At 71.5% G+C, this 25,515-nt stretch carries 26 protein-coding genes; 13 read left to right on the top strand and 13 right to left on the bottom strand.

The features are described from left to right. The first annotated feature begins 31 nt into the window (after positions 1 to 31). A complete protein-coding gene (locus tag ACIBZJ_RS08880; RefSeq protein ID WP_395927176.1) occupies positions 32 to 751 on the top strand; it encodes an SDR family NAD(P)-dependent oxidoreductase in 720 nt (239 codons plus the stop codon). Positions 752 to 780: 29 nt separating this feature from the next. Here the strand turns inward: ACIBZJ_RS08880 and ACIBZJ_RS08875 are convergent, their stop codons facing one another. The 4 genes from ACIBZJ_RS08875 to ACIBZJ_RS08860 form a co-directional block, all read right to left on the bottom strand. Further along, a complete protein-coding gene (locus ACIBZJ_RS08875) occupies positions 781 to 1,719 on the bottom strand; it encodes an NAD(P)/FAD-dependent oxidoreductase (protein WP_395927174.1) in 939 nt (312 codons plus the stop codon). Next, positions 1,716 to 2,294 carry a UGSC family (seleno)protein gene (locus ACIBZJ_RS08870; RefSeq protein WP_395927172.1) on the bottom strand — a complete coding sequence of 193 codons (579 nt, stop codon included), beginning with the start codon at positions 2,292 to 2,294 and terminating at the stop codon, positions 1,716 to 1,718. The genes ACIBZJ_RS08875 and ACIBZJ_RS08870 overlap by 4 nt, the downstream gene beginning before the upstream one ends. Next, positions 2,291 to 3,355 (bottom strand): hypothetical protein, encoded by a 1,065-nt coding sequence (locus ACIBZJ_RS08865; protein ID WP_395927170.1) that lies wholly within the window; start codon positions 3,353 to 3,355, stop codon positions 2,291 to 2,293. Before ACIBZJ_RS08865 ends, ACIBZJ_RS08870 begins: the two co-directional genes overlap by 4 nt. Positions 3,356 to 3,470: 115 nt before the next feature. After that, a complete protein-coding gene (locus ACIBZJ_RS08860; RefSeq protein WP_395927168.1) occupies positions 3,471 to 4,268 on the bottom strand; it encodes an SAM-dependent methyltransferase in 798 nt (265 codons plus the stop codon). A 177-nt stretch (positions 4,269 to 4,445) separates the two neighbouring features. Between ACIBZJ_RS08860 and ACIBZJ_RS08855 the strand changes: the two genes are divergently transcribed. After that, positions 4,446 to 5,144: an ABC transporter ATP-binding protein gene (locus tag ACIBZJ_RS08855; protein ID WP_395927166.1), complete on the top strand. Its 699-nt coding sequence runs from the start codon at positions 4,446 to 4,448 to the stop codon at positions 5,142 to 5,144. After that, positions 5,141 to 7,405, top strand: a complete 2,265-nt coding sequence (locus tag ACIBZJ_RS08850) for an FtsX-like permease family protein (protein WP_395927164.1) — start codon at positions 5,141 to 5,143, stop codon at positions 7,403 to 7,405. Before ACIBZJ_RS08855 ends, ACIBZJ_RS08850 begins: the two co-directional genes overlap by 4 nt. A gap of 6 nt (positions 7,406 to 7,411) precedes the next feature. Here the strand turns inward: ACIBZJ_RS08850 and ACIBZJ_RS08845 are convergent, their stop codons facing one another. The 4 genes from ACIBZJ_RS08845 to ACIBZJ_RS08830 form a co-directional block, all read right to left on the bottom strand. Further along, positions 7,412 to 8,773: a sensor histidine kinase gene (locus ACIBZJ_RS08845; protein WP_395927162.1), complete on the bottom strand. Its 1,362-nt coding sequence runs from the start codon at positions 8,771 to 8,773 to the stop codon at positions 7,412 to 7,414. Beyond that, positions 8,770 to 9,459 carry a response regulator transcription factor gene (locus ACIBZJ_RS08840; protein WP_395927160.1) on the bottom strand — a complete coding sequence of 230 codons (690 nt, stop codon included), beginning with the start codon at positions 9,457 to 9,459 and terminating at the stop codon, positions 8,770 to 8,772. The genes ACIBZJ_RS08845 and ACIBZJ_RS08840 overlap by 4 nt, the downstream gene beginning before the upstream one ends. A gap of 77 nt (positions 9,460 to 9,536) precedes the next feature. Further along, positions 9,537 to 9,998 (bottom strand): hypothetical protein, encoded by a 462-nt coding sequence (locus ACIBZJ_RS08835; protein WP_395927158.1) that lies wholly within the window; start codon positions 9,996 to 9,998, stop codon positions 9,537 to 9,539. Between the two features lie 105 nt (positions 9,999 to 10,103). Then, complete coding sequence (locus ACIBZJ_RS08830; protein WP_395927156.1) at positions 10,104 to 10,754, bottom strand: phosphatase PAP2 family protein; 651 nt, start codon at positions 10,752 to 10,754, stop codon at positions 10,104 to 10,106. 127 nt (positions 10,755 to 10,881) lie between these two features. On the opposite strand from ACIBZJ_RS08830, the gene ACIBZJ_RS08825 reads away from it, so the two are divergent. Beyond that, a complete protein-coding gene (locus ACIBZJ_RS08825) occupies positions 10,882 to 11,532 on the top strand; it encodes a DedA family protein (protein WP_395927154.1) in 651 nt (216 codons plus the stop codon). Between the two features lie 81 nt (positions 11,533 to 11,613). Here ACIBZJ_RS08825 and ACIBZJ_RS08820 read toward each other — a convergent pair whose 3' ends face one another. Further along, complete coding sequence (locus tag ACIBZJ_RS08820) at positions 11,614 to 12,549, bottom strand: undecaprenyl-diphosphate phosphatase (RefSeq protein WP_395927152.1); 936 nt, start codon at positions 12,547 to 12,549, stop codon at positions 11,614 to 11,616. A gap of 180 nt (positions 12,550 to 12,729) precedes the next feature. On the opposite strand from ACIBZJ_RS08820, the gene ACIBZJ_RS08815 reads away from it, so the two are divergent. The 3 genes from ACIBZJ_RS08815 to ACIBZJ_RS08805 are packed head-to-tail and all read left to right on the top strand — an operon-like array spanning position 12,730 to position 15,594. Then, positions 12,730 to 13,506 (top strand): hypothetical protein, encoded by a 777-nt coding sequence (locus ACIBZJ_RS08815; RefSeq protein ID WP_395927150.1) that lies wholly within the window; start codon positions 12,730 to 12,732, stop codon positions 13,504 to 13,506. A gap of 28 nt (positions 13,507 to 13,534) precedes the next feature. After that, complete coding sequence (locus ACIBZJ_RS08810; protein WP_395927148.1) at positions 13,535 to 14,203, top strand: response regulator transcription factor; 669 nt, start codon at positions 13,535 to 13,537, stop codon at positions 14,201 to 14,203. Between the two features lie 29 nt (positions 14,204 to 14,232). Then, complete coding sequence (locus ACIBZJ_RS08805; RefSeq protein WP_395927146.1) at positions 14,233 to 15,594, top strand: ATP-binding protein; 1,362 nt, start codon at positions 14,233 to 14,235, stop codon at positions 15,592 to 15,594. 7 nt (positions 15,595 to 15,601) lie between these two features. Here ACIBZJ_RS08805 and ACIBZJ_RS08800 read toward each other — a convergent pair whose 3' ends face one another. Continuing rightward, positions 15,602 to 16,543, bottom strand: coding sequence for an NADP-dependent oxidoreductase (locus ACIBZJ_RS08800; protein ID WP_395927144.1), 942 nt, complete (start codon positions 16,541 to 16,543; stop codon positions 15,602 to 15,604). A 72-nt stretch (positions 16,544 to 16,615) separates the two neighbouring features. Here ACIBZJ_RS08800 and ACIBZJ_RS08795 point away from each other — a divergent pair, with 72 nt between their 5' ends. Next, complete coding sequence (locus ACIBZJ_RS08795) at positions 16,616 to 17,197, top strand: TetR/AcrR family transcriptional regulator (protein WP_395927142.1); 582 nt, start codon at positions 16,616 to 16,618, stop codon at positions 17,195 to 17,197. A gap of 59 nt (positions 17,198 to 17,256) precedes the next feature. On the opposite strand, the gene ACIBZJ_RS08790 is transcribed toward ACIBZJ_RS08795, so the two are convergent. Beyond that, entirely contained in the window at positions 17,257 to 17,445 is a 189-nt protein-coding gene (locus ACIBZJ_RS08790) for a hypothetical protein (RefSeq protein ID WP_395927140.1), read from the bottom strand. 116 nt (positions 17,446 to 17,561) lie between these two features. Beyond that, entirely contained in the window at positions 17,562 to 18,338 is a 777-nt protein-coding gene (locus ACIBZJ_RS08785) for a helix-turn-helix domain-containing protein (protein ID WP_395927138.1), read from the bottom strand. Between the two features lie 48 nt (positions 18,339 to 18,386). Between ACIBZJ_RS08785 and ACIBZJ_RS08780 the strand changes: the two genes are divergently transcribed. Further along, positions 18,387 to 19,814: an MDR family MFS transporter gene (locus ACIBZJ_RS08780; RefSeq protein WP_395927136.1), complete on the top strand. Its 1,428-nt coding sequence runs from the start codon at positions 18,387 to 18,389 to the stop codon at positions 19,812 to 19,814. Positions 19,815 to 19,843: 29 nt separating this feature from the next. On the opposite strand, the gene ACIBZJ_RS08775 is transcribed toward ACIBZJ_RS08780, so the two are convergent. Beyond that, positions 19,844 to 20,443, bottom strand: a complete 600-nt coding sequence (locus tag ACIBZJ_RS08775; RefSeq protein WP_395927134.1) for a TetR/AcrR family transcriptional regulator — start codon at positions 20,441 to 20,443, stop codon at positions 19,844 to 19,846. 292 nt (positions 20,444 to 20,735) lie between these two features. Here ACIBZJ_RS08775 and ACIBZJ_RS08770 point away from each other — a divergent pair, with 292 nt between their 5' ends. Genes ACIBZJ_RS08770 through ACIBZJ_RS08755 form a run of 4 tightly spaced genes read left to right on the top strand, consistent with a single transcriptional unit; the run spans position 20,736 to position 25,513 of the window. Continuing rightward, the gene (locus ACIBZJ_RS08770) at positions 20,736 to 21,938 is read left to right on the top strand and encodes an LLM class flavin-dependent oxidoreductase (RefSeq protein WP_395927132.1); all 1,203 of its coding nucleotides are present in this window, start codon (positions 20,736 to 20,738) and stop codon (positions 21,936 to 21,938) included. Next, the gene (locus ACIBZJ_RS08765) at positions 21,935 to 22,789 is read left to right on the top strand and encodes an enoyl-CoA hydratase-related protein (protein WP_395927130.1); all 855 of its coding nucleotides are present in this window, start codon (positions 21,935 to 21,937) and stop codon (positions 22,787 to 22,789) included. Before ACIBZJ_RS08770 ends, ACIBZJ_RS08765 begins: the two co-directional genes overlap by 4 nt. 16 nt (positions 22,790 to 22,805) lie before the next feature. Beyond that, positions 22,806 to 23,627 carry an enoyl-CoA hydratase/isomerase family protein gene (locus ACIBZJ_RS08760; protein ID WP_395927128.1) on the top strand — a complete coding sequence of 274 codons (822 nt, stop codon included), beginning with the start codon at positions 22,806 to 22,808 and terminating at the stop codon, positions 23,625 to 23,627. Between the two features lie 2 nt (positions 23,628 to 23,629). Continuing rightward, a complete protein-coding gene (locus tag ACIBZJ_RS08755; RefSeq protein ID WP_395927126.1) occupies positions 23,630 to 25,513 on the top strand; it encodes an AMP-dependent synthetase/ligase in 1,884 nt (627 codons plus the stop codon). The last annotated feature ends 2 nt before the right edge of the window (positions 25,514 to 25,515 follow it).

The following is a 25,515-nucleotide window of genomic DNA, read 5'->3' as shown; positions in this document are numbered from 1 at the left end:
CGATGCGTTGTATGGATCGTACGGTTTTCCCATGAACATCAACGGCAGTACTGCACTGGTCACGGGGTCGAATCGCGGTCTGGGGGCACGTCTGGTCGCTCAGCTCCTCGCCTCCGGCGCGGCCAAGGTCTACGTCACGGCGCGCGACGCCCGGTCGATCGACCCGTCCGTCGCCGCGGACCCCCGGGTCCGCGTCCTCGCGCTCGACGTGACCGACCAGTCCTCGGTCGACGCCGCCGCACGCGCGGCCTCGGACGTCGACCTGCTGATCAACAACGCCGGGGTGCTCGGTTTCGGCAGCGCCTTGGACGGCGACCTCGACCTCTTCAGCCGGGACCTGCACACCAACTACCTCGGCACGATGCGCGTGACCCGCGCGTTCGTCCCGGTGCTGGAGGCGAACGGGCCGGCCGCGATCGCGAACGTGCTCACACTGATCGCGCTCGCCCCGGTCGGGCCGATGGCCGGCTACAGCGCGTCCAAAGCGGCCGCGCACTCGTTCACCCAGGCGTTGCGGGCCGAGGTGCGGGGACGGGGCATCGAGGTCGTCGGTGCCTATCCCGGCGGGATCGACACCGACATGCTCGCCGGCGTCGAGGCCGACAAGGCCGATCCCGCCGAGGTCGCGCGCCGGATCGTCGAGGGAATCGCCGCCGGCGACACCGTCGTCTGGCCGGACGAGGCCTCGGCCGGAGCCGGGCAGGTCTACCTCGGCGACCCGCTCCACCTGGAGCGCCTGCTGGCAGGCTGACCCGCCCTCCGTGCGACGGCGGCCGGGGCTCAGCCGGGGCGCAGGAAGTCGCGCGCCGAGGTGGCGGCGACGGCACCGTCGGCCGCCGCCATCACGGCGTATCCCCCGAACCCCCGGCGGGCCCAGCCCGCGGCGAAGAGCCCCGGCACCGCGGCGCGCATCGCCCCGTCGACGGCCACGCCACCTTCGGCGTCCTCACCCAGCAGCGCTTCCAGCAACGCGGTGTTCGGCACCATCCCGCTGTTGACGAACAGGCCGGCCAGCCGCAATTCCGTCTCGGCCGACGATCTCACGTCACGGATTCGCACCCCGGCCAGTCTGCCGCCGGATTCGTCCAGGCCCGTCACCTCCGCGTTGAGCAGAACGTTGATCCGGTCGCTCGCCTCGAGGGCCGCGCGGGTCGCGGGAGCCAGTTCGAGGGCAGGCCGGGACGTCATCAGTGTGACCTCGGCCGCGTAGCGTGCGACCACCAACGCCTCGCGGCCGGCGAAGTCGTGATCGCCCACCACGGCGACGGCGCGATCCTTGAACAACGGCCCGTCGCAGGTGCCGCAGTAGGAGATCCCTTTGCCTTCGAGCGCACTCTCACCCGGGACGCCGAGTGTCCGGCGCCGGGCGCCGGTCGCGATGACGACGCTCGACGCGCGGACGCCGGCCGAAAGGCCGGCGACGAGGAATCCGCCGGAGTCACGGGAAACCCGGGTGACGTCGTCGTAGACGAAGTCCGCACCCGCCTCGACCGCCTGCGCCTCGACCCGGCCGGCGAGTTCGCTGCCCGAGACCGCACCGGGGATCCCCGGATAACGGTCGACCTCCTCCAGGTTGAGGAGCTCACCACCCATCACGATCTCGGTCAGGACGGTCGTGCGCAGACCGAAACCGGCCGCGAACAGCCCGGCGCTCAACGCCGCGATGCCCCCGCCCACGACGGCGACCTCGACGACGTCGTCGGCGGCGGCGGCGCTCATTCGTCCAGCCCGGCGACGAGAGCCTCGCGCGATTCGGCGGCTTTCACCACGTCGACACCGAGGATCGACAGAATCTGCGGCAGAGCCTCCCGGGCGCGTTCGGCGATCTCGTCCGGTTCCAGGCTCGAGACCGGATGTTGCACCCGCACGAACTCGTAGCCGGGGATGCCCCGCCGGACGGCCATCGCCGAGCCGGAGGCGAGGAACGGCTCGGTGCAGATCGCGGCGGTCGGCACTCCGCTGATCTCCAGCCCGGTGGCGACGTGCAGAGTGGTCGCCGAGCACGAGCCGCAGTCTCCCAGCCCGGTCAGCACGACGTCGCACCGCTCGATCAGGTCGGCCAGCTGTTCGTCCGACGGCAACATCACCCCGGCGGTGATCACCGGGCCGATCACGGTGGCGCCCGGGAGGTCCTCGCGCAGCAGGTCGGCCACGGCCCGCAACAGCTCGGGCGCGTTGCGCTTGGTGTTGGCGAGCAGACCGACCACCAGATCGTGCCGGCGCGTGGGCCGGGCCGCGACCTTCGCCCGCGCCACGGCATCCGTCGGTACCGGAACGAGCGCCTCGATCGTCATGCCCCACCCTTCCGGACGACCGGCGCGAGGATGAACTCGCCCGGTGGAGTCGCGTAACACCAGCTGGTGATCACCGAGGAGATCCCGGCGTTGCGCCCGCCGGCGACGATCAGCGCGATGTCGTCCGGCGTCCTCGCGCCGTAGCGGTAGGACGCCCGGTCGCGCGCCGGATCCGGACGGAGCGTCAGCCCGGCCCGCTCGAAGTCGGCCAGCGGCCGGCGAAAGTTCTCGTACAGGTACTGCGTGACGTCCGGCTTCGACCAGCCGTGCTTGGAGCCGATCAGGTCCGCGTGCTCCGGCCCCATCACGACGACCACCGGACCGCCGGGCACCATCGCGCCGAGCCGCGACAACGTGTCGGCGATCGTGAACAGGACGCCCTCGGCGCTGCCGCTCGTCCGGTTCTCGACCGGCTCCGGCCCGCGGGCGCTCATCACCATCACGGTGCTGGAATCGGCGGCGAACCCACGCTCGACGTGCAGCGGCTCCCACGGCGACTGTTCTTCGTTCTCGGCGATGCAGAACCCGGCTTTCCCGGGATGCCCCTGGGTGGCCTGGTCCAGCGTGCTCGGAAGGAAGCCGAGGACGTTGCGCAGGATCAGCCGCAGCGCCCGCCCGATGGCCACATTGGCGTGGGCCACGGGTGCGTAGACGTTGGTTGCGCCGTTCAGGCCCAATTCGCGACGGACGGGACCGTTCACCACCGCGAGCTGTGCGGCGCCGCCCGTGCTGGCGTTGCTCATGTAGAAGTAGGTGCGGTCTCCCGCTCCCCACCGGGGGTCGGCCCAGCCCCGTACGGCGGCCACCACGACCGGGAACTGATCGGGCGTGCAGCCCGCCATGACCGCGTTGACCGCGGCGAGCCCGACCGTCACCTCGCGTCGGTTCTCCTCGACGGACAGCAGTGTCGCGCCGGGATCGGCGTCCACGGCGTCCAGCAGGGCCTCGACCCGGGGCCGGGTCGGGGCCACGACCGGAAGCAGATCGGTCCATCCCCGCGTGGCGAAATCTTCTCCGATCTCGAACTCCGACTCACCAACGACCGTTCCTGCGACCGTCATCCGACCCTCCCCGCACCGCAAGCCTCTTTGACATACGGTACATGATATATGAGCGACGGAAAGAAAACGGCATGGCGAAGGCCGGCCCGCAGGTCGGGGCGGCCTCGCGGAAACCTCAGTTCTTGCGAGCGACCCCGCAGTACACGGCCAGTTCCCTCGGCTGAGTGCCCGGTTCCGGCCGCCACAGCGGATTCGACACCACGCCGGGCTCGACCAGCTCGAGACCGTCGAAAAATGCCGTTATCTGCTCAACGGTCCGCAGGACGTAATCCACCGCTCCACTGCTGTGGGCGGTCTCGGCCGCATCCTCGTTCTGTGGCGTGCTGATGCTGTCGTTGATCGCGAGGTAGCTACCGGGCGCCAGGGCGTCGACGATCGTACGGACGATCTCCGCGGGACCGTCTTCGTCCGGGATGTGACCGAGAATGCCGACCATCATGACGGCGACCGGACGGGAGAAGTCGAGCGTGTCCGCCGCGGCTCGCAGGATCAGTTCCGGATCCCGCGCGTCGGCGTCGACGTAGTCGACGGCGCCGTCCGGTCCGCTGGTCAGCAACGCACGGGCGTGCACCAGGACCAGCGGGTCGTTGTCGACGTAGACGACCCGGGATTCGGGGGCGATGCGCTGGGCCAGCTCGTGGGTGTTGTTGGCGGTCGGCAGCCCCGGCCCCACGTCGAGGAACTGGCGGATGCCGGCCTCGCCGGCCAGGAACCCGACGGCCCGGGAGAGGAACTGACGACCGGCCCGGGCCAGCTCGACCATCTCGGGGAGCTGGGCGGTGATGGCCTCGGCGGCCGCGCGATCCGCGGCGAAGTTGTCTTTGCCGCCGAGCAGGTAGTCCCACATCCGCGCACTGGCCGGCTGGTCGGTGCGCAGGCGGGCCTGTAAGTCAGAGTTGGGGCCGCTGGTCATCAATCTGCCTCTCTCCGGCCGAAGACCGTCCTGCTTGGAAGCAGCATAGTGACCATCTGCACAGACAACTCCCTACCCCTCAAATCGGGAATCTGTCATCTGCCTCACCTCGCATCGACAGGCGTCTGGAGGTGCCTGTATTGACTCGGTGTATACGCCGAGCGTATACACCGAGGTATGACCGCGCCGTCCGCACTCCTCGTCGAGGCCAGGAACGTGATGCTCTCCTTCGATCAGACCCCTGCGCTCCGCGGCGCGGACCTGGCCGTGGCCGCCGGGGAGATCGTCGCGATCATGGGCCCCAGTGGATCGGGGAAGTCGACCCTGCTGCACTCCCTGGCCGGAATCCTGGTCCCCGACTCCGGAGAGGTCTGGTACGACGGGCGCCGGGTCGACACGCTGGGTGAGACCGAACGCAGCGCGCTGCGCCGGGAGCGTTTCGGATTCGTCTTCCAGTTCGGCCAGCTCGTCCCGGAGCTGACTGCCGAGGAGAACGTGGCTCTTCCGCTGCTGCTGGGCAAGGGGCGGCGGGGCGGCGCGCTGGCCGAGGCCAGATCCTGGTTCGGGCGCCTCGGCCTCGACGGGCTGGAGCGGCGCCGCTCCGGGGAGCTCTCCGGCGGCCAGGCGCAACGCGTCGCGCTGGCCCGCGCGCTGGTGGCCCGCCCGGGCGTCCTCTTCGCCGACGAGCCGACCGGGTCACTCGACTCGCTCACCGGCGAGCAGGTCATGGACGTGCTGATCGCCACCGCCCGCGAGGAGGGCACCACGGTCGTTCTGGTCACCCACGAGCCCCGGGTGGCCTCCTACGCCGATCGTGAGGTCATCGTCCGGGACGGCACGGTGTCACCGATGTCGGTCGGGAGGGTCCCGTCGTGATCACGCTCGGGCTCCGTCTCACGCTGGCCGGCGGCAAGGAGGCCGCGAGCCGGTTGGCGATCATCGCGGCCGCGGTCGCGCTGGGTGTCGGCCTGTTGCTGGCCACGCTGGCGGCTCTCCACGCCACCGACACGCAGACCGGCCGGTACGCCTGGATCTTCAGTGGGTCCGCGACCGCGCAGCCCGCCGCCGGCGACCCGTTGTGGTTCTCGGCCCGGTCCCAGCTCTACGACGGTCAGCTGATCGGCCGGATCGACGTCGCGGCGACCGGGCCGGGCTCGCCGGTCCCGCCGGGCCTCCCCCGGTTGCCCGCGCCGGGCGAGTACTACGCCTCGCCCGCGCTGACCGCACTGCTCCGCGACGTCCCCGCCGCCGAGCTGGGCGATCGCTTTCCCGGACACCGGGCCGGCCGCATCGGGCGGTCGGCGCTACCGGGCCCCGATTCCCTGATCGTCGTGGTCGGGTTGCGCCCCGATCAGCTCGCGAAGGACACCCAGGCCACCCGGGTCACCGCGTTCCGGACCAGCCCGCCGGCCCGTTGCAGCGGCTGTCCCAACCTCAACGCCAACGGCCAGACCCTCGTCCTCTACGTCGCGGTGGCCGCGCTGATCTTCCCGGTGCTCGTCCTGATCGGAATGGCCACCCGGCTCGCCGCCGCCCGCCGCGAGCAACGCTTCGCCGCGATGCGTCTGGTCGGCGCGACGCCGAGGCAGATCTCGACGATCGCCACCGTGGAGTCGACCGTCGCGACCGTGCTCGGGGTCGGCGCCGGATTCGGTCTGTTCTTCGCGTTCCATCCGCTGCTGGCCCGGGTCGACTTCACCGGCACCCGGTTCTTCGCGTCCGACCTGGCCCTCCGTCCCGCTCAGGCCGCGCTCGTCGCCGCGGGCGTCCCGGTGCTGGCCGCCGTCGCGGCCCGGATCGCGCTGCGCCGGGTGCGGATCTCCCCGCTGGGCGTCACCCGGCGGGTCACGCCGCGCCCGCCCCGCGCCTGGCGGCTGATCCCGCTCGCCGCCGGTCTCGGCGTGTTCGCGTACTTCGTCGGCCGGATCCCGAAGTCCACCGTCGAGCAGATCCAGGTCTACACCGCGGCCAGCCTCCTGGTGCTGGCCGGGATCGTCATCGCCGGACCGTGGCTGACCCTGCTCGGCGCCCGGTTGATGGCCCGGCGGGTCCGCTCGCCCGCGCTGCTGATCGCCGGACGACGGCTCTCCGACGACCCGAAAGCCGGCTTCCGCGCGGTCAGCGGCCTGGTACTCGCGCTCTGCGTCGCCAGCGGCAGCATCGCGCTGATGACGACGATCACCGCCAAGCGCGGGGTGTCGGAAGCCAGTGCGGCGGTCGGCGGCGCGATGCTGACCGACTTCATCACCGAACGCGACGACATCACCGGCGAGCCCGTCGGGGCGCCCCCTCCGCCACCCGCGGCGACGCTGATCCGGCTCCGCTCGATCGACGGCGTGCGTGGCGTGACGCTGGTCCACACCAATCCGCTCGGTACCAAGGATCCGGCCTGGGGCGACCCGGCCGAGCACGGGCCGCCGCACGACGCGGGCCTGGCCTCGTGCACGGATCTGGCCACCATGCCCGGGTTCAGCGTCTGCCCGCCGGGCGCGGAAGCGGCGTCGGTCGCGCCGGGCTTCGGCGCGATCGGCTGGGGAGATCCGGGCGACTGGCCGAGGGTGTGGCCCGCCGCCGCGATCTCCACCGCCGCGCTCGCGCGCCTGCCCGTCCAGCAGATCGTCGTCGGCACCGACGGGTCGACGACGGCGATCGAGCAGGTCCGGACCGTTCTCCTGAACGCGTATCCGGACGCGCGGGCGCCGATGACCGTCGGCGAGCAGCAGACGTCGATCTCGGCCAGCATGACCCAGTACCAGCAGCTGGCCGACGTGGTGACGGTGGTCAGCCTGGTCATCGCGGGCTTCAGCCTCGCCGTCTCGCTGGCCGGTGGTCTCAGCGAACGCAAGCGACCGTTCAGCCTGCTGCGCCTGACCGGGGTTCAGCTCGGCGTGCTGCGCCGCGTCGTGCTGCTGGAGAGCGCCGTCCCGCTGCTGATCGTCTCGGCGGTCGCGATCGGGACCGGGTTCCTCGCGGCCGACCTGTTCCTGAGAGCGCAGTACGAGTTCTCGGTCCAGGCGCCGGGGCTCGGCTACTACGTCGTCGTGTCCGTCGGGCTCGGCATCTCCCTGGCGATCATCGCCTCCACGCTTCCGCTGCTCCGGAGGATCACCGGGCCCGAGACGGCCCGCAACGACTGAACCCTCCTAGGTGGCCGGGGCCGGCAGCCGCAGCGTGATCCGGGTGCCGACGGTCCGCCGCTCGGCGGCGACGGTCCCGCCGTGGGCCTCCGCGATGCGCCGGACGATCGCGAGGCCGAGCCCGGAGCCCGGCAGCGACCGGTCCCGCGGCGAGCGGTAGAACCGGTCGAAGACGAAAGGCAGGTCGGCGTCGTCGATGCCCGGCCCTTCGTCACTGATCTCGACGGTCGCGTACCCGGTACTCCCCGCGAGCCGCACGTGCACCCGGCCGGTCGGCGGACTCCACTTCACCGCGTTGTCCAGCAGGTTCCCGACGGCTCGCTGGAGGGCGTCCGGGTCGGCGCGGACGACGCATTCGCCGAGCTCGCCGACGAACACGAGGCCGGGCGTGCGGCGGGCGGCCCTCGCGAGCAGATCCGCGACGAGCAGGTCGAGCCGGACGTCCTCGGTGTGTGCCTCGGAGCGCCCGTACCGGCCCAGGTCGACCAGGTCGTTCACGAGCGCGGTGAGTTCGGCCGTCTGGGTCAGGGCTTCCCGGACCAGTTCCGGCGCCTGCGGGTCGGTGCCCTCCTCCAGCAGCTCCAAGTTGGTCGTCAGGCTGGTCAGAGGCGTCCGCAGCTCGTGTGAGGCGTCCGCGACCAGCCGCTGCTGGGCGGTGATCGAGGTACCGAGGTTCGCCATCATCGTGGTGAACGCGCCGGCGAGCCGGCCGACCTCGTCCGCGCTGCTGGGACCGACCCGGGCGTCGAGGTCGCCGCTGGAGGCCACGTACTCCACCGTCCGGGTCAGCGTGACCACCGGTCGCAGCACGCGGCCGGCCGACAGCCGCGCGAGGGCTGCGGCGCCGGCCGTGCCCAGCACGGTGAGGGTGGCGAGCAGCAGCCAGACCAGACGCACCGTGGCCGCCTGCTCGGAGACCGGCCGGGCCACCCGAACGAGCGCACCGGGGCTGCCTTCCAACGGCGCGGTGTAGAGCCGGTACGCCGCTCCGCGGTAGGTGACGTCCCGGAAGTACGGCGCGGAGGTGCCACCGGCGACCGCCGCGTCCCGGTCGTCCGCCGGACCGAGTGCCGGGGCGAGTTCGTCCGGGCCGGCGTTGTCCGGCGGAGGCACGATCTGCAGAATCGACGAGCCGAACCGCACCGGGTCCATGACCCGGATCGGCTTGTCCTCCGGCGTCGTGCCCGAGTTCTCCGTCTTGATCTTCAAGATCGTCGCGGGTCCGGTCGCCGCGGTGTCGACCAGCGACTCGTCGAGTTGCCGGTGCAGCGTGGCGTCGACGACCGGTCCGACCACGACCGACGCCACGGTCATCGCGGCCAGCACCACGAGCCCCCCGGCCAGCCCCACCCGGCTGCGCAGGTTCACGGCTCGTCCCGGAGCACGTACCCCAGCCCGCGGACGGTCTGGATCACCCGCGACGCGCCATCGGCCTCCAGCTTCCCGCGGAGATAGCTGACGTAGACCCAGAGCCCGGTCGAGCCCGGGCCGAAGTCGTAGCCCCACACGGACTCGAAAATCGTCCTCCGGCTCAGCACCCGGCCGGGATTGCGCAGGAACAGCTCGAGCAACGCGTACTCGGTCCGGGTCAGGGGCACCGGCCGGCCTCTCCGGGTCGCCCGGCACGCGGTCAGATCCAGCTCCAGGTCGCCGTGGCGCAGCACCTCGTGCGACGCGCCGGTCCGGCGCAGCAGGGCCCGCAGCCGGGCCCGTAACTCCTCGAGCGCGAACGGCTTGGCCAGGTAGTCGTCGGCTCCCGCGTCCAGACCGGCGACCCGGTCGGCGACCAGATCGCGCGCGGTCAGCATCAGGATCGGGGTGGTGTCACCGCTCGCGCGCAGGCGGCGGCAGACTTCGAGCCCGTTGGGTTCGGGCATCAGGACGTCGAGGACCACCGCGGCCGGCCGGACCCGGGCCAGCTCCGCCAGCGCCGCCGTGCCGTCGGCCGCCTCGGTGACGTCGAATCCGTCCCGGCGCAGCGCGCGGGTCAGCGATCGACGGACCGACTCGTCGTCGTCGACCACCAGTAGCCGGTTGGGCTCCGTGTACGGCATCCGACCCACCATCCCACCCCGTCCACACCGGCGGGAGAGCCTGCTCGGACCGGTACCCCGGTCCGAGCAGGACCCCGTCAGTCCTTCGGACCGTCCACCGTCTTCTTCGCGGGCGCGGTGAACACGAACTCCAGAACCTTCCGCGCCTGCGCCCGGGAGAGGCGGAGTTCGGAGGCGAACGCCCGGACGACGGCCGGGCTCAGCCGACGCGGATCCACCGTCGCGGTCTTCGCGTGGGTCAGCGCCCGGACCAGCCGGAACTTCGACACGCCGAGACGGCGGGCCAGATCGGCCAGCTGGGCGTCGTTCAGGCCCGACCGATGCTTGCCCGGACGTCCGGCCTGCTGCTGCTTCAGCTTCCTGAGCTGCTCGTCGGACAGTTTCGGGTCGTCGGGGCCGGGAGACGGTTTCCCGGTCGCGCCCAGGACGGGTTTCCCGGACGGCGAACCGGACGGAACCGCCGCGGAAGCCGGGACCGCCGCGACGGCGGACGCGACGAGTGCGACCGCCACGACCGCCAGGCGAATACGTCGGCGCATGTGTGTGCTCCTCGGTCAGTCGCGCTGGAGCGGTTCCAGCGCCACGTCGAGGACACCAACCGCAACTTCGAACGGCCGTGGAGGAACCTTAGAAACGCCTTACGGTCACGCCGCTGGATGGCACCCCGGCCGGCCGACGATCGCGAGCAGCGCGGCCAGCCACGTCGCGCCGAGCAGGTAGCCGCCCACGACGTCGGTCGGGTAGTGGACGCCCAGCGCCACTCGGGAGAAGCCGATGGCCAGCACCATCATGGCAGCGGCCGCGACCAGCAGCCGCCGCCACCGGGTGCCCAGCGCCGGGGCGAGCAGGATCACCAGGACGCCGTATCCGACCATCGCGCCCTGCGCGTGGCCGCTGGGGAAGCTGAGCCCGCCCGCGGTCGCGACCGGGTCGGGCCACACCGGCCGGACCCGGTCCACCAGGCTCTTCGCCGCGAGGTTGAGCAGTTCGCCGCCCCCGACCGCGAGGACGGCGAACACCGCGTCGCCCCCGGCGCGCCGCCACGCCGACCAGACCACGAGTCCGACGACGAGCACCCAGTAGTACGGCGCCGAGCCCACCCGGCTGAGCGCCTTCATCACGAGGACGAACGCCGGGTGGTCCACCGCGTAGGCGTGCGTGCGGGCGAGCCCCCACCGGTCGAGGGCGGCCAGCGGCCCCCAGCGGAGCCGCACCAGAACCAGCAGCGCGCCGAACAGCACGGCCGATGCGGCGGCGAACCTGCCGGTCGAGAAAGGTCTTGAGTAGTCGGACATGTGCGCCCAGCGTGGCCCGCGCTTCCTGACCGCAACCTGACCAGGCGCCGGGCCCCGTCAGGTCGCGGTCAGGTAGGCCGACCGAGACTGGGGACCGACCCCCACGGCCGTCCCCGAACGGAACCGAATGACCCACTTCCTGTCCCCCGAGAACCTGATCTCGACCTTCGGGTTACTGGGCATCCTCGTGATCGCGTTCGCCGAGTCCGGCCTGCTCATCGGGTTCTTCCTGCCGGGCGACTCGCTGCTGTTCACCGCTGGGCTGCTGGTCGCCGGCCATCGGTACCTGCACCAGCCGCTCTGGCTGGTCTGCGTCCTCGTCGCGGTGGCGGCGGTCGCCGGTGACCAGGTCGGTTACCTCTTCGGCCGCCGGGTCGGGCCCACCCTGTTCCGCCGTCCCGACTCCCGCCTGTTCAAAGCGCAGAACCTCGATCGCGGCCGACAGTTCTTCGACCGCTACGGCGCCCGCTCGATCGTGCTCGCGCGATTCGTCCCGGTCGTGCGCACGTTCACCCCGGTCGTGGCCGGGGCGACGCGGATGCGCTACCGGACGTTCGTGCTGTTCAACCTGATCGGCGGGGTCCTCTGGAGCGTCGGCGTCACCCTGCTCGGCTACTTCCTCGGGCAGATCGCGTTCGTGCGGAACCACATCGAGCTGATCCTGCTGACGATCGTCGTCGTCTCCGTCGTCCCGATCGGCGTGGAGCTGCTCCGGGCGCGCCGCCGGGGGGCGTCCGTCCGGCCCGGGCCGGACCCGAGCCACACACCGGGCGACTGACCCCGGGCCGGGCCCGAGCCACACGCCGGGCAACTGGGCTCGGGCCCGGACCCGAGCCACACACCGGGCGACCGAGCCCGGTCAGGCTACGAGCGCGAGACCGATCAGGCCGGCCGCCACGCAGTAGAGCCCGAACGGAACCAGCGTGCGGGTCTCGAAGTACCGGGTCAGGAACCGGACGGCCAGGTAGGCGCAGACGAAGGCGGCGAGGCTGCCCGCCAGCACCTGGCCGTGGATCCCGGCGCCCAGCGGCCCGAACAGGTCCGGGATCTTCAGCACGCCGGCCGCGAGGATCACGGGCGTCGCCAGCAGGAACGAGAAGCGGGCGGCGTCGGTGTGCGAGAGACCGCGGCCGAGGCCGGCGATCATCGTCACGCCGGACCGGCTGATGCCCGGCAGCAGCGCGAGGATCTGCGCCGAACCGATCAGCGTGGCCCGGCCGAATCCGAGGCGGGCGAGCCTGCGGTCGGCGTCCACCCGGGCCAGCACCGCGACGCTCCCGGCCGGCGCGGCAGGCCCGGCCGGCCCGGCCGCGCCGGCCGCCGCCGAGGGTTCGGCCGCGGCGGCGCGGCGGACCCGTTCCCCCACCAGCAGGATCAGCCCGTTGAGCACGAGGAAGATCGCCGCCGGGACCGGCTTTCCGAGGACCGTGCGGAAGGTGTGCTCGAGCAGCAGTCCGGTGAGCCCGACCGGGATCGTGGCCAGCACGATCATCCAGGCGAGCCGCTGATCGGGCGTCTCGGCCCGGCGGGTCCGGATCGACGAGAAGAGGCCGCCGGTGATCCGGACCCAGTCGCGCCGGAAGAACACCAGCAACGCCAGGGCCGTGGCCACGTGCAGGCCGACCAGGAACGCCAGATACGGCGACTCCGGCGCCGACACGCTCAGGTCGCGGGCCCAGCGGCCACCGACGACCGCCGGCAACAGGATGCTGTGCCCGAGGCTGGAGACCGGGAACAGTTCGGTGACGCCCTGCAGGGCGCCGACGATCAGGGCCTCGGGGTACGTGAGGGACATGCGGCGCAGCCTGCCGCGCCGGACCTGACGACAACCTGACGGCCACAGGTCCTGACGGCCACCCGTCCTGACGGTCACCCGTACCTGACGGCCACCCCGCAGCCGGCGGTCAGGTCAATGTCAGGCAGCGCGGGTCAGTCTCGCTCTCGTCAGCGCTCCACTGCCGAGAGGACGACCAGGATGACAGCCACGCCGACCGCCCGCCGGATGCTCAGCAAGGTTCCGGAGATCACCGTCTTCTTCTGGGTGATCAAGGTTCTCTGCACCACGATCGGCGAGAGCGCGGCGGATTACCTCAACGTCACGCTGGGTGTCGGGCTCGTGCGCACGACGATCCTCATGAGCGTGATCCTGGTGGTCGCCCTGGCGGTCCAGTTCCGGCTCCGCCGGTACGTCCCCGGCGTCTACTGGACGGTCGTCGCGCTGGTCAGCGTCGTCGGCACGCTGGTGACCGACAACCTGACCGACGGGCTCGGGATCAGCCTCTGGGTCAGTACGGCGGTGTTCACCGCGCTGCTCCTGCTCACGTTCGGGGTCTGGTACCGCACCGAGCGGACGCTCTCGATCCACTCGATCCTCACCCCGCGTCGCGAGGCGTTCTACTGGCTCGTCGTCATCGTGACGTTCGCGCTGGGCACCGCGACCGGCGACCTGCTCATCGACACGCTGGGGATCGGCCTGCTCACCGCCGTGGTGATCTTCGCTGCCGCCCTCGCGGTCGTCTTCGCCGCCTACCGGTTCGGCCTCGGGGCGACGCTGTCGTTCTGGATCGCCTACGTGCTCACCCGTCCGCTGGGTGGTTCGCTGGGCGACTTCCTCAGCGGGGACCGGTCCGAGGGCGGCGCCGGGCTCGGGACGCTCCTCACCAGCCTGCTGTTCCTCGCCGCGATCGTGGCCACGGTGGTGTACCTGACGGTCACGCACGTCGACCGGATCGAGCGAGCCGCTCGTGCGTGAGCCCACGCACGGTAGCGATACTGGCGTCGTGACAGGCCTCCGGATCCTGGTGGTCGAGGACGACCACGCACTGCGTGACGTCGTCGCCCGCGCCCTGCGCGAGAACGACTACACGGTCGCCACGGCGGTCGACGGTTCGGCCGCGCTGGCGACGGCGGCAGCGGGGTCGTTCGACCTGGCCGTGCTCGACGTCGGTCTGCCCGACTCCGACGGCCGCGACGTCTGCCAGGCCCTCCGGGCCCGCGGGTTCGGCACGCCGGTGCTGTTCCTGACCGCCCGCGGTGAGCTCTCCGACCGGCTGACCGGCTTCGCCGCCGGCGGCGACGACTACCTCACCAAACCCTTCCACGTCGCCGAGCTCCTGGCCCGGCTCCGAGCGCTCGCCAAGCGCCTGCCCGACCCCACGCCGGTCGTCGCGTCCGGCCTCCGGCTGGACCCGTCCGGGCACGCTCTGCTCTCCCCGACCGGCCGCAGCGAACTCACCCCGACCGAGTTCCGCCTGCTCGGCTGCCTCCTCGCTGCTCCGGGCGCGGTGATCCGCCGCCGCGAACTGCGCCAGGCCGGCTGGCCCGACGACAGCTACGTCAGCGACAACAGCGTCGACCAGTCGATCGCCCGGCTACGCCGGAAACTCTCCGCGGTCGACACGACCCACACGATCGAGACCGTCCGCGGCGTCGGCTACCGGTACTCATGATCACGCTGAGCCCGAACCACCGCAGGACGGTGACCGAATGGGCCGGCCGGCTGCGGCGCCGGCTCACCCCGGGAAGCCTGCGCGGTGGCCTGGCTCTCGCAGCACTCGCCGTCACCGCGGTGTGGGTGGTGCTGCTGACCGCCGCATTCAACCTGATCCTCGCCGACCGGCTGGCGACCCAGGCCGACGATACCCTCCGCACCCGGACCGCCGCTGTGGCCGCGCTCGTCACTGTGGACAACGCCGGTGCCGTCTCGCTGCGTGCCCCGGCCGACGGGGCCGGGATCGACCGCGGGATCTGGGTCTACGCCGGGAACCGAGCCGTGCTGCGCCCGTCCGGCGACCGGGAGCTGGAGCAGGCCGCCGACCGGCTCGCCCGCACCGGCGGGTTCGCCCGGGCCGGCGACGACCTGCTCACCCGCCTCTACGCCCAGCCGGTGACGATCGACGGCAAGCGAGTGGCCACCGTGGTCGCGGCGATCGACCTGGACGCCTCCCTGGACGCCCGCCGCGTCACGCTGATCGGGTCCGCCGTCGTCGCGCTCATCCTGCTGACGCTCGTGTATTCGACGTCCCGCGCGGTGGTGGCGCGCACGCTGCGGCCGGTCGAGCAGATGGCGCGGCAGGCGGCCGACTGGAGCGCGAACGACCTGGAGCACCGTTTCGGCGACCAGCGCCGGCCGGCCGAGCTCGACCGGCTCGCCGTGATCCTCGACGAGCTCCTCGCCCGTCAATCAGCCGTCGTGCGCAGCGATCGGCAGCTGACCGCCGAGCTCTCCCACGAACTCCGGACGCCGCTCGCCGCGATGTCCGCCGAGCTCGACCTGTTGCGGAGCCGGCCACGCGGCCCGGCCGAGCTCGAGGCCGGACACGCGTCGCTGGCGGCCGGGATCGCACGGCTGAGCGGATTGATCGAGACGCTCCTGACCGAGGCCCGGGGCCGCTCGCGGGCCGTCCCCGGGCGGTGTGCACTCGGCCCGGCTCTGCACGGTCTCGTCGAGGCGGCCGGACCCGGCGTCGCCCTCGTCGTGCGTCCCGAGCCGGAGTCCGGCCTGACCGCGGGAGTCGACGCCGACGTCCTGGACCGGATCCTCTCCCCGCTGCTCGACAACGCCCGCCGCTACGCCCGGTCGGGCGTGACGCTCAGCGCGGCCCGGACCGGCACCGCTGTGACCATCACCGTCCGGGACGACGGCCCCGGCGTTTCCGCTGACATCGCCGATCGCCTCTTCGACCCCGGCTTCAGCGCCGGGCCGGAAGCCGGGCATTGGGGAGCCGGACTCGGCCTGCCCCTGGCCCGGCGGCTGGCCCACGGCGCCGGTGGCGACGTCACGCTCGACTCCACCGCCGGGCCGGGAGCCACGTTCCTGGTCACGCTGCCTCCGGGTTAGCCGACGGCTACAGGTCGACGACGACCTTGCCGTGCACGTGCCGCCCGGCCTGCAGCTCGACCGCGGCGCGGATCTGCTCCACCGGGAAGCTCGCCGCGATCGGCACCCGGAGCCGGCCCGCCGCGACCAGGCGGGCGATCTCGTCGACGGCCCCGGGCGCGGCATTCGCCCCGTTCGACGGCGTGATCCCGTCGATCTGTGCGGCGATCGTGGTGATGCGCTCGTCGGGCACGCCCACTTCTCGGGCCGCGTGCACGGCGTCCGCCCCGTAGAGGTCGATCGCCACGGTGATGCCGTCGGGAGCCAGCGCCCGGAGACGGTCGGCCAGACCGTCGCCGTACACGACCGGCTCGACCCCGAGGGCACGCAGTGCCTCCGCCGAGGCGGCCGATCCCGTCCCGATCACGCGGGCGCCGGCGAGGCGGGCGAGTTGGACGGTGAACACGCCGACGCCGCCGGCCGCGCCTCCGACGAGCAGCGTGTCGCCCGGGCCGGGGCCGACGACGGCGAGCGCCGCGGCGGCCGTGCATCCGGCGATGGCCAGGGTCGCGGCGGTGCGGTCGTCGACGCCGTCGGGCGTGTGGTGGGCGTCGCCGCCCGCGGCGATGGACCCGGCCACGTCGATGACGACGTAGTCGGCGACCGCGCGGGAGAGGGCGCCGCCGAACACCCGGTCGCCGGTCGCGAACCCGGTCACGCCGTCGCCGGTCTGGTCCACCACCCCGGCGTAGTCGGTTCCGAACCCGGACGGCAGGCTCAGGCCGAACCGGGTGGCGGTGTCCGCGTCGGACGTCATGAACCAGTCCATCGGGTTCAGCCCGGCCGCGGTGACTCGCACGCGGATCTGTCCCGGGCCGGCCTGCGGCGCGGGCACCTCGCGGACGTGCAGGACCTCGGGGCCGCCGAACGACTCGAGCCGGACCGCTCTGCTCGTGGTGTGGACGCTCATCGTCACGTCTCCTCAAACCGGACTATGCTCCGCTTACATCCTCAACGTAACACAACCGGAGCGTGATCCGTTTTGACGGAGCCGGAGAGCCGCGCCCTGCGGGCGGACGCGACCCGCAACCGCGACGAACTCCTGAAAGTCGCGACCCGGGTGTTCGTGTCCGCCGATGCCCAGCCGTCGATGCGCGCGATCGCCCGGGAGGCCGGGGTCGGCATCGGCACGCTCTACCGGCACTTCCCCACCCGCGAAGCGCTGGTCGACGCGGTCTACCGCGATCAGGTCGAGCGGCTCACCGCCGGCGCCCGCGAGCTCCTCGCCGAGCTGCCCCCGGCCGCGGCGCTGCGACGGTGGATGGACCTGTTCGGGGACTGGATCGCGACCAAGAACGGCATGCTCGACACGCTGCTCGCGATGATCGAGTCGGGCGAGATCGCCCACAACCGAACCCAGACCGAGCTGCTCGCGGCCGTCGACGACATCCTCGCCGCCGGACGTGCGACGGGCGAGATCCGCGCCGACGTCAGTGCCGAAGACCTCGCGGCCGGCCTCATCGGCATCTTCACGGTGGCGCGCCCGCGCCAGCACGACGCCAGGGCCGCCCGTCTGCTGAACGTTCTGGTCGACGGCCTGCGACCTGTCCCTCGAGCCGACTGAGTCGTCAAAAAGAAGCAGCTCCCGGCAACGACGCGCCGGGCGGGCCGGGACCGGCGGGCCTATCGAACAGTTCGGCCCGCGAGGATCGCGTGGATGATCCAGATCGGCGCCCATGGTCCGCAGGTGAACAGCGTGGCGAGCAGGTGCAATGTGTGCGCCCCACCGGACAGGCCGATCCTGAGTGGCATCGCGTACACCGGCGCGACGGTCGCCGCCGCGTACGCGCCGACCTGATTGTTGATCACCACGGACGGCTGCGCCGGCTGGCGCGGCCTCGCCAACCGGTCTCGATCGCCCGCACGCTGAGCGCCATCTGATCGTCGCCCGGCTCGCCCGCCGCCTCGGGCGGTCCACCGGCCCCGGCCTACCGCGTCGGCGGCAGGTAGGTGCCCGGAGTGTGGCCGGTCGCCCGGCGGAAGGCGGCGATGAACGTGCTGGGTTTGCGGTAGCCGACCGCTCGGGCGGTGGCGTTGACCGATCTGCCGTCGGCCAGCATCGGAATGGCGGCGCGAACGCGGACCTGGGTGCGCCAGGTGGCGAAGTTGAGCCCGGTCTCGGCGCGGAACAGCCGAGACAGGGTGCGGACGCTGGCGTGGACGTAGTCGGCCCAGGCGGTGAGTTCGCGCTGGTCGGCCGGGTGGGCGATGAGCCGTTCGGCGATCGTGCGGGCCCGGGGGTCGACGGGCAGTGTCACCTGGATGTGATGCGCGGGTAGCGGGGCCAGCACCGCGAACATGAGCGCCTCGGCGGCCGGACGACTGGGGTCGTCGGGAGCGATGTGGTGCAGGTGGGTGATGACCTCGCGCAGCAGCGACCCGACCGCGATACAGGTGGGCTCGGTCCAGTCGAGGGGGCAGCCGTCGGCGGCGAACGTCACGGTCAACATTTCGCCCGCGTGCAGCACGGCACCGGCGTGCTCGACGCCGCCGGGCACCCAGAGCCCGAAGCCGGGCGGGATCACCCAGTCACGACCGGCCACGGTACCCATCAGCGTCGCGGTCGAACTCCAGGTGAGCATCGGTTCCGGGTGCGAGTGCAGGTGCAGCAGCTCGTGGTCCTGAGCCGTGTCGCGGTCGATGCACAGGATCGGCGATGCCGCCGGGCTGTCCGGTTTCGGGTATCGATTGGCCAGTGCGCGCACAGCGGCCAGCCTAACTTAGGCCTGGCTAACTTGAGGAGTGCGTTGCTGATGAATGACGTGACGATGACCGTCTCCGCTGAACCGTTCTCGTCCGCCCTGCGCCGATCGGTGGGGGTGGTGATGATCGGTGCGTCGCTGTCGTTCCTGGACTCGACGATCGTCAACGTCGCGGTGAACACGCTCTCGGTCGATCTGCGCGCCGGACTGGGGACGGTGCAGTGGGTCGTGACCGCCTACCTCCTCGCGCTCGCCGCGGTCATCCCGGCGACCGGCTGGGCAGCCCGCCGGTTCGGTGCCGACCGGCTGTACGTCGCCGCGCTGGCGGTGTTCACCGTCGGGTCGGTGTTGTGCGCGTGCTCGTCGAGCGTGGGGATGCTGATCGCCTCCCGAACACTGCAAGGCGTCGGCGGCGGGGCGATCCTGCCGGTCGGCACGATGATCTGGACCGCACAGTCGTCCAAGGCGCAGATGGGGCGGGTGATGGGCCTGATCGCGGTGCCGATCGTGCTCGCCCCGACGCTCGGGCCCTTGATCGGTGGTCTGCTCATCCACGGCATCGACTGGCGGGCGATCTTCTGGATCAACGTCCCCGTCGGCGTCGTCGGACTCGTCCTCGCCCGGCGGCTCCTCCCTCGAACCCGGGGGGACGACGCGGGACCACTGGACGTGATCGGCCTGATCCTGGCCGCCGCGGGGATCGTGGGGATCACCTATGGGCTGACCGAACTCGGCGCCGCGGGTGCGCCGGACCCGGCTGCCCTCGTGGCACTGCCGGCCGGATCGGCCGCGGTGGTCGGCTTCGTCGTGCACGCCCTGCGGGCGGAGCGACCGCTGCTCGACCTCAGGCTGTACGCCGGTCGGGGGTTCACCGCCGCGTCGGTTGCCCAGTTCGCACTCGGCGCCGCGAATTTCGGCGGGATGATCCTCATGCCTCTGTACCTCCAGACCGTCCGCGGCGACGGCGTGATCCTCACCGGGCTCCTCCTCGCACCGACCGGGTTCGGCGCGCTGCTCTCGGCGCCGCTCACCGACCGCTACGGCGCCGGGATCACCGCTTTCACCGGTGCCGCCGTCCTGGTGGCCTCGACCATCCCGTTCGTGTTCCTGACCGCAACGACCCCTTACCTGCTGCTGTGCGTCGTCATGGTCATCCGCGGCATCGGGTTCGGCCTGTCGATCATCCCGGCCATGACCGCCGCCTACGGTGCCCTGCCGCCGGACAAGATCCCCGACGCCACCCCGCAGCTCAACGTCCTCCAACGCGTCGGCGGCGCGATCGGCACGGCCGTGCTCACGGTCGTCCTCACCGGTCAGCTCCGCCACCACGGCACGCCCAGCGGGCAGGCCGGCGCGTTCGGGACCGCGTTCCTCTGGGTGCTCGCGATCACGATCGCCGCCACTCTCCCGACGATCGTGCTCGCCCACACCGAACACCGCGCCCACCGCCGCACCCCCGCGTCCGAAGAGGCGTCATAGGGGCCGGTGCGGAGCGGGGCAGGTCGGCATCACGGGCTGCCCCGCCCGAGCAGTGCGTGCAACGCCGCCTGTCGCATGGTGGAGGAGATCGATTCCTCGTCCAGGCCCTTCCTCAGGGTCGCAGCCGTGTTCAGCATCGAGAACACGGACTGGGTGAGCAGGCGCACCTCGGGTTCGGACAGATCGGGTCGCAACGGGGCCACGACGGAGATCCACTCCTCGGCGTACATCGCCATCTCGCGCCGGATGCGTCGGCGGTCGTGCTCGGGCAGCGCGTGCTCGTTCTTGGCGAAGATGAGCGTGCTCGGCGGCCCCAGCAGGATCAGCCGGATGTGGGACTCGACCATCCCCACGATGGCCGCCCGGGGATCGGCGGTCGACTCGGCGATCCGCCTCGCGGCCTCGTGCACGATCCGCGTGGGCTCTTCGAGAACCGCGATCAGCAGGGCCTGTTTGTTCTGGAAGTGGCGGTACAGCCCGGGCCCGGTGATGCCGGCCCGCGCGGAGATCATCTCGACGGTGACGGCGTCGTAGGAGTGCTGCAGGAAGAGCTCGGCGGCGACCGCGATCAGCTGATCCCGGCGGCGGCCGGTGGATGCGCGCTTGGCGGGCAACGGCTGAATGCTCATCGGCCCGAACCATACTGCGCGGCCGGCGAAATAGTGCCTTCCGTCCCCGGCCGGCGTGCGACCTTCCCATAAGTCTGCGATTCGGTCATATCTCCTCCTGGAGTTAATTGATATTAACATCTAGGAGCCACTGTGGAACGCGTTGGAGCCGACATCGAAGGCTCAGATAGTCGCTATGAGCTGCCGATCCTGCGTCCAGGGCCCGATCTCTCGGCCGGCCGTTGACAAACCTGATCGCCGGGTTGATTGTTAGCGACGATTAACACGTCGAGTCTGAAGGCGGTCCAGACGCATGCGGTTCATCTTCATGAGCGAGGGAGAGACCCCGCCCGGGCACACCCACGAGCAGCGCTACCGCGAGCTCATCGACGAGGTGCTGCTCGCGGAACAGGTCGGGTTCGACGCGTTCGGCACCTCCGAACAACACGTCGCGATCGGCACGGCCACGACCTCCGCTCCCGAGGTGATCTACCCGTACCTGATGGCGCTGACCAGCCGGATCCACTTCATCCATCTGGTGACGCTGCTGCCGACGAGGATCAATCACGCGCTGCGCGTCGCGGAGCGATTGGCGACCGAAGACATCCTGTCCAACGGGCGGATCTCACTCGGCGTCGGCCGCGGGAACACCACGCTGGCACTGCGCGCCTTCGAGGTCTCGCCGACGGAGAACAAGGCCCAGCTCCTCGAAGGCATCGAGGTCATCCGCCGAGCCCTGGCCAACGACGTCTTCTCCTTCGTCGGAGAGCACTACAAGATCCCGCCGCGCAGCCTGGTTCCCAAGCACGTCCAGCAGCCCTATCCGCCGATCCTGATGGCGACCGGAAGCCCGGAGTCGGTCACCGCCGCAGCGCGGATGGGGATCGGCGCCATGATGGGCGGCGGTTTCGGCGGGTTCGACTCCGTGCAGAGGATGGTCGACCTCTACGACAAGGAGTTGGCGAGCGCCGAGCACGTCTTCCCGGTCCAGGCCCAGAAGGTGGCGGTCGTCTCCGGCGTGATGCACTGCGCCGAGACGTCCGAGGAGGCGGAACGCTGGGCGGCCAAGCTGGCCGACACCGTCGCCCTGTCCACGGACGCCTACGAGCGGCTCTCGAAGCTGTCCAGCGACTACGCCTACCTCGCGCGGATCAAGAACGTCGACTTCGCCAATCAGCGCTACCTGTTCGACGAGTCCGCCAGTTTCATCGTCGGAGATCCGGAGACCTGCATCGCCCAGGTCCGCCGGTTCGCCGACATGGGCGTCGACGCGATCACCATGCGCATCGACGGCCTCCCGCACCGGGAGCTGATGAAGTCCATCGAGATGTTCGGCAAGTACGTCATCCCCGCGTTCAAGAATCCCCGGTCGGTCGTGCGCGGGCCGATGGACATCATCGCCGACATCCGCGCCGCTCGTCCTGCCCACTACGCCGAGCTCGAGGCCTACGAGCGAGCCGCCGCCGGGCAGAAGGGCGAGCCCCTCGGCGCCGACCAGAATGGAGAGACCCGATGACCACCGTGCCGTCCGACGACGTCTTCGCGAAGTACCCGGCCGAAATCCTCGTCGAGCGCAAGCCGCACGGCGTGCTGCTCATCACCCTCAACCGGCCCGAGCACCTCAACGCGCTCACGATGCCGATGTTCGACGCGATGTCTGACATCTGGGATGACGTCGACCGTGACCCCGACACCAAGGTGGCGGTCGTGACCGGCGCCGGCCGTGGGTTCTGCACGGGTATGGACGTACGCGGGGCCGATCCGACGATGGACTCGGTGATGGCGCTGGGCCGGAGCGAGCGCCGACGCATCATGACCCTGCTGCACATGGACAAGCCGGTGATCTCCGCGATCAACGGCCCCGCCATCGGGTGGGGGCTGTCGATGGCGCTCCTGGCCGACATCAGCGTCGCGGCGGGCGACGCCGTCCTCGCCGACGGGCACACCGCGGTCGGCGTCGTCGCGGGAGACCACTCCTCGCTCATCTGGCCGCTGCTGGTCGGCATGGCCAAGACCAAGTACTACCAGTTCACCTCGGCCAAGCTGACCGGGGCCGAGGCCGAGCGCATCGGCCTGGTCAGCCTCGTCGAACCCCGGGAGCGGGTCCTGGACCGGGCGCTGGAGATCGCCACCGCGCTCGCCCTGGGATCGCAGCAGGCCATCAGGGGGACGAAGCGGTCGCTGAACATGGGATGGCTGACCAACGCGTTGCCGCAGCACGAGCTCTCGGCTGCCCTGGAGGCCCTCGGCTTCGCCGGCGCCGATTATCTCGAAGCACGGCAGGCCTTCCGGGAGAAGCGGGCCCCGCGCTTCCCCTCGGCCCACCGCGAGGACCGCTCGGACCTCGTCACCGGCGCGAGCAAGTAGAGGGGTGACGCCTCCGATGACGGCGCCGACCGCACGGGCCGCGAGCGCGGCCGCGGCCGGGCTGCGCACGGCGGAACACGCGGGCGTCGTGGTCGCCACGCTCGACCGGCCGCCGGCCAACGCCCTGAACCGGCCCCTGTTACGTGCCCTGGCGGCGCTGTTCCGCGACCACGCCGCAAGCGACCCGCCGCCGGTGGTGATGACCGGGGCCGGAGAGCGGTTCTTCTGCGCCGGCGGCGACCTCAAGGAACTGGACGGAGCCGCGGCCGCCGAGCTCGACGGCCGGATGCGGGAGTTCCACGATCTGCTCGTCGCGATGGAGCGGTACCCGGCTCCGGTGATCGCCGCCGTCAACGGCGACTGCGTCGGCGGCGGCATGGAGTGCGCGCTCTTCGCGGACGCGGTGCTCGCCGTGCCCCACGCCCGGTTCGGATTTCCCGAGATCAGACACGGCCTCCTGCCCGCCGAGAAGGGCATCCATCGCCTCATCCGATTGGTCGGGACGCGGCCCGCCCGCGACCTGCTGCTCGGCGGTGAGCTCGTCGGTGCCGGCCACGCGGCGCGGTCGGGCCTCGTCGACACCATCGTGGAGCCCGGCCGGCTGAGGGCACAGGCCCTCGACCGGGCCCGAGAGGCCGGCCGACGAGCTCCGGTCCTCTACGCGGCACTCAAGCACGCCGTCAACGACTACGACGACCTCACCGACCGACGGGACGCCGAGACGACGCTCGTCAAGGCTGCCTCGTACTTCGACGACCCCGTGGCCAGGAGCCTCCGCGACGGGTGGTGGCAGGGCCGGGCAGGCACGCCGGGCCGACTTCACGAATCGGAGCGATGACCATGGTGACAGATCCCGCCTCCACCGCCGCCGGCCACGAACGCCGGGTGCCGGTACTGAGCGGCGGCGCCGCCGGCTTCGAGGCCGTCGAACGTACCTTCGCCCAGATGGTGCAGGACCGGGCGGAGGTCGAGCCGGGGGCGGTCGCGTTCTGTCAGTGGGACGGAACGCGCCCTATCCCGACCACCTGGGCGCAGTACGCCTCGGCCGTACGTGAGGTCGCGCTCGGCCTGGTGGTCCTCGGCATCGCACCCGGCAACCGGGTCGCGATCATGGCGCCGGGCCGGACGGAGTGGGTCGTGACGGCGCTCGGCATCCTCTCGGCCGGTGCGATCCCGGTGGGCGTCTACCCCACGAGTTCGGCTGCCGAAGTGCGGGCGCTGGTCGAACACAGCGAGGCCGTCGCCCTGGTCGTGGGCAGCGACGCCGACGTCGAGAAAGTTGCCGCAGTAGCCCCGGAACTCCCGGCCCTCGGTGCCGTGATCAGCTTCGACGGCGTCCCGTCAGGGCTGCCCGCAACGGTCGTCAGCACGACCTGGGCCGATCTGCGCGAGACCGGTCGCGCCCACGACGCGGCCAACCCGGCGCTGTTCGGCGAACTGCTCGACGTCGGGCACATCGACCAGCCGGCCGCGTTGTTCTACACCTCCGGCTCCACCGGAGCCCCCAAGGGCGTCACGCACACCCACCGCACCCTGCAGTACTCCGTCCTCGGAGGCGGCCTGCTCTACCCGGCGTCGCTCAGCTCCCGCCACGACTCGATCGCCTTCCTGGGCCTGTCTCACGTCTCTCCGGCCCTGTCCGGCGTCTTCGGGCCGATCATGACCAGGGCCGTGGTCACCTTCTGCCGCCTGGATCAGTACGCCGAGGCCCTCCGCGGCGTCCGTCCGATGGGGGCGGTCTGGCCGCCGCGGCTGCACGAGTGGCTGCTCAGCGACGCGCTGACCGCGCTCAAGGAGTCGCCCGCACCGTTCCGGGAGGCCTACGAGAGTGCGATGGTGACGGCCAGGGAGGTCGCCGCCGCACGTGGTCGCGGCGACGCCGTGCCGGCCGAATTGCAGGCGCGGTACGACCACGCTCTGGAGCACGTTTTCCTGCCCCTGCGCGCGAAGGTGGGCCTGGACCGTGCGGAGGTCGCCTGGACCGCGTCCGGAGCGATGACCGCCGAGGTGCAGACCCTGTGGCAGATGTGGGGCCTGGACCTGCGGGAGTTGTACGGCACCACCGAGACCTGCGGCTGGGTCCTCGCGCAGTGGGACCGGTCCTTTCCGCCCCCAGGGACCGTGGGCAAGGCCATGCCCGACCCGCGCTTCGCGATCACGACCAGCAGCGAGGGCGAGCTTCTGGTGAAGGGGCCGCTGCTGTTCCGCGACTACTGGAACAACCCGGAGGCGACCGCGGAAGCGTGGGACGGGGAGTGGTACCGCACCGGAGACCTCGTCGAGATCGACGCGTCCGGAGAGGTCAAACTCATCGGCCGGGCCAAGGACATCATCATCACCAGCGGCGGCAAGACCATCAGCCCACAGCCGATCGAGGTGCGTCTCAAGGCCAGTCCCCTCGTCGAGGAGGCCGTGGTGGTCGGCGACGGCCGCAAGTACCTCACGGTCCTCCTCTGGCCGACCGGCAAGGGCCGGGGGCTCGACGCGGACGAACTGCGGGACGGTCTGCGAGCCTGGATCGAGGAGCTCAATGCCGACCTGGCCCGGCCCCTCCAGCTCAAGGACTTCCGCGTCCCGCCGCGTGCGCTCTCGGCCGGCGAACTCACGGCCAAGGGCACGATCCGTCGCGCTGCGGTCCTCACCTCGTTCAGCGCAGTCGTGGACGAGATGTACAGCGCCGCGGAGCACGACGAGTTCGCTCTCCAGGCGCGACTCCAGAGCTGAGG

It is taken from the genome of Cryptosporangium sp. NPDC051539, assembly GCF_044454545.1.
In the GTDB taxonomy this organism is placed as follows: Bacteria; Actinomycetota; Actinomycetes; order Mycobacteriales; family Cryptosporangiaceae; genus Cryptosporangium.
Note: the sequence above shows the minus strand (reverse complement) of the source record. Positions and strands in the feature narration are given on the sequence as shown.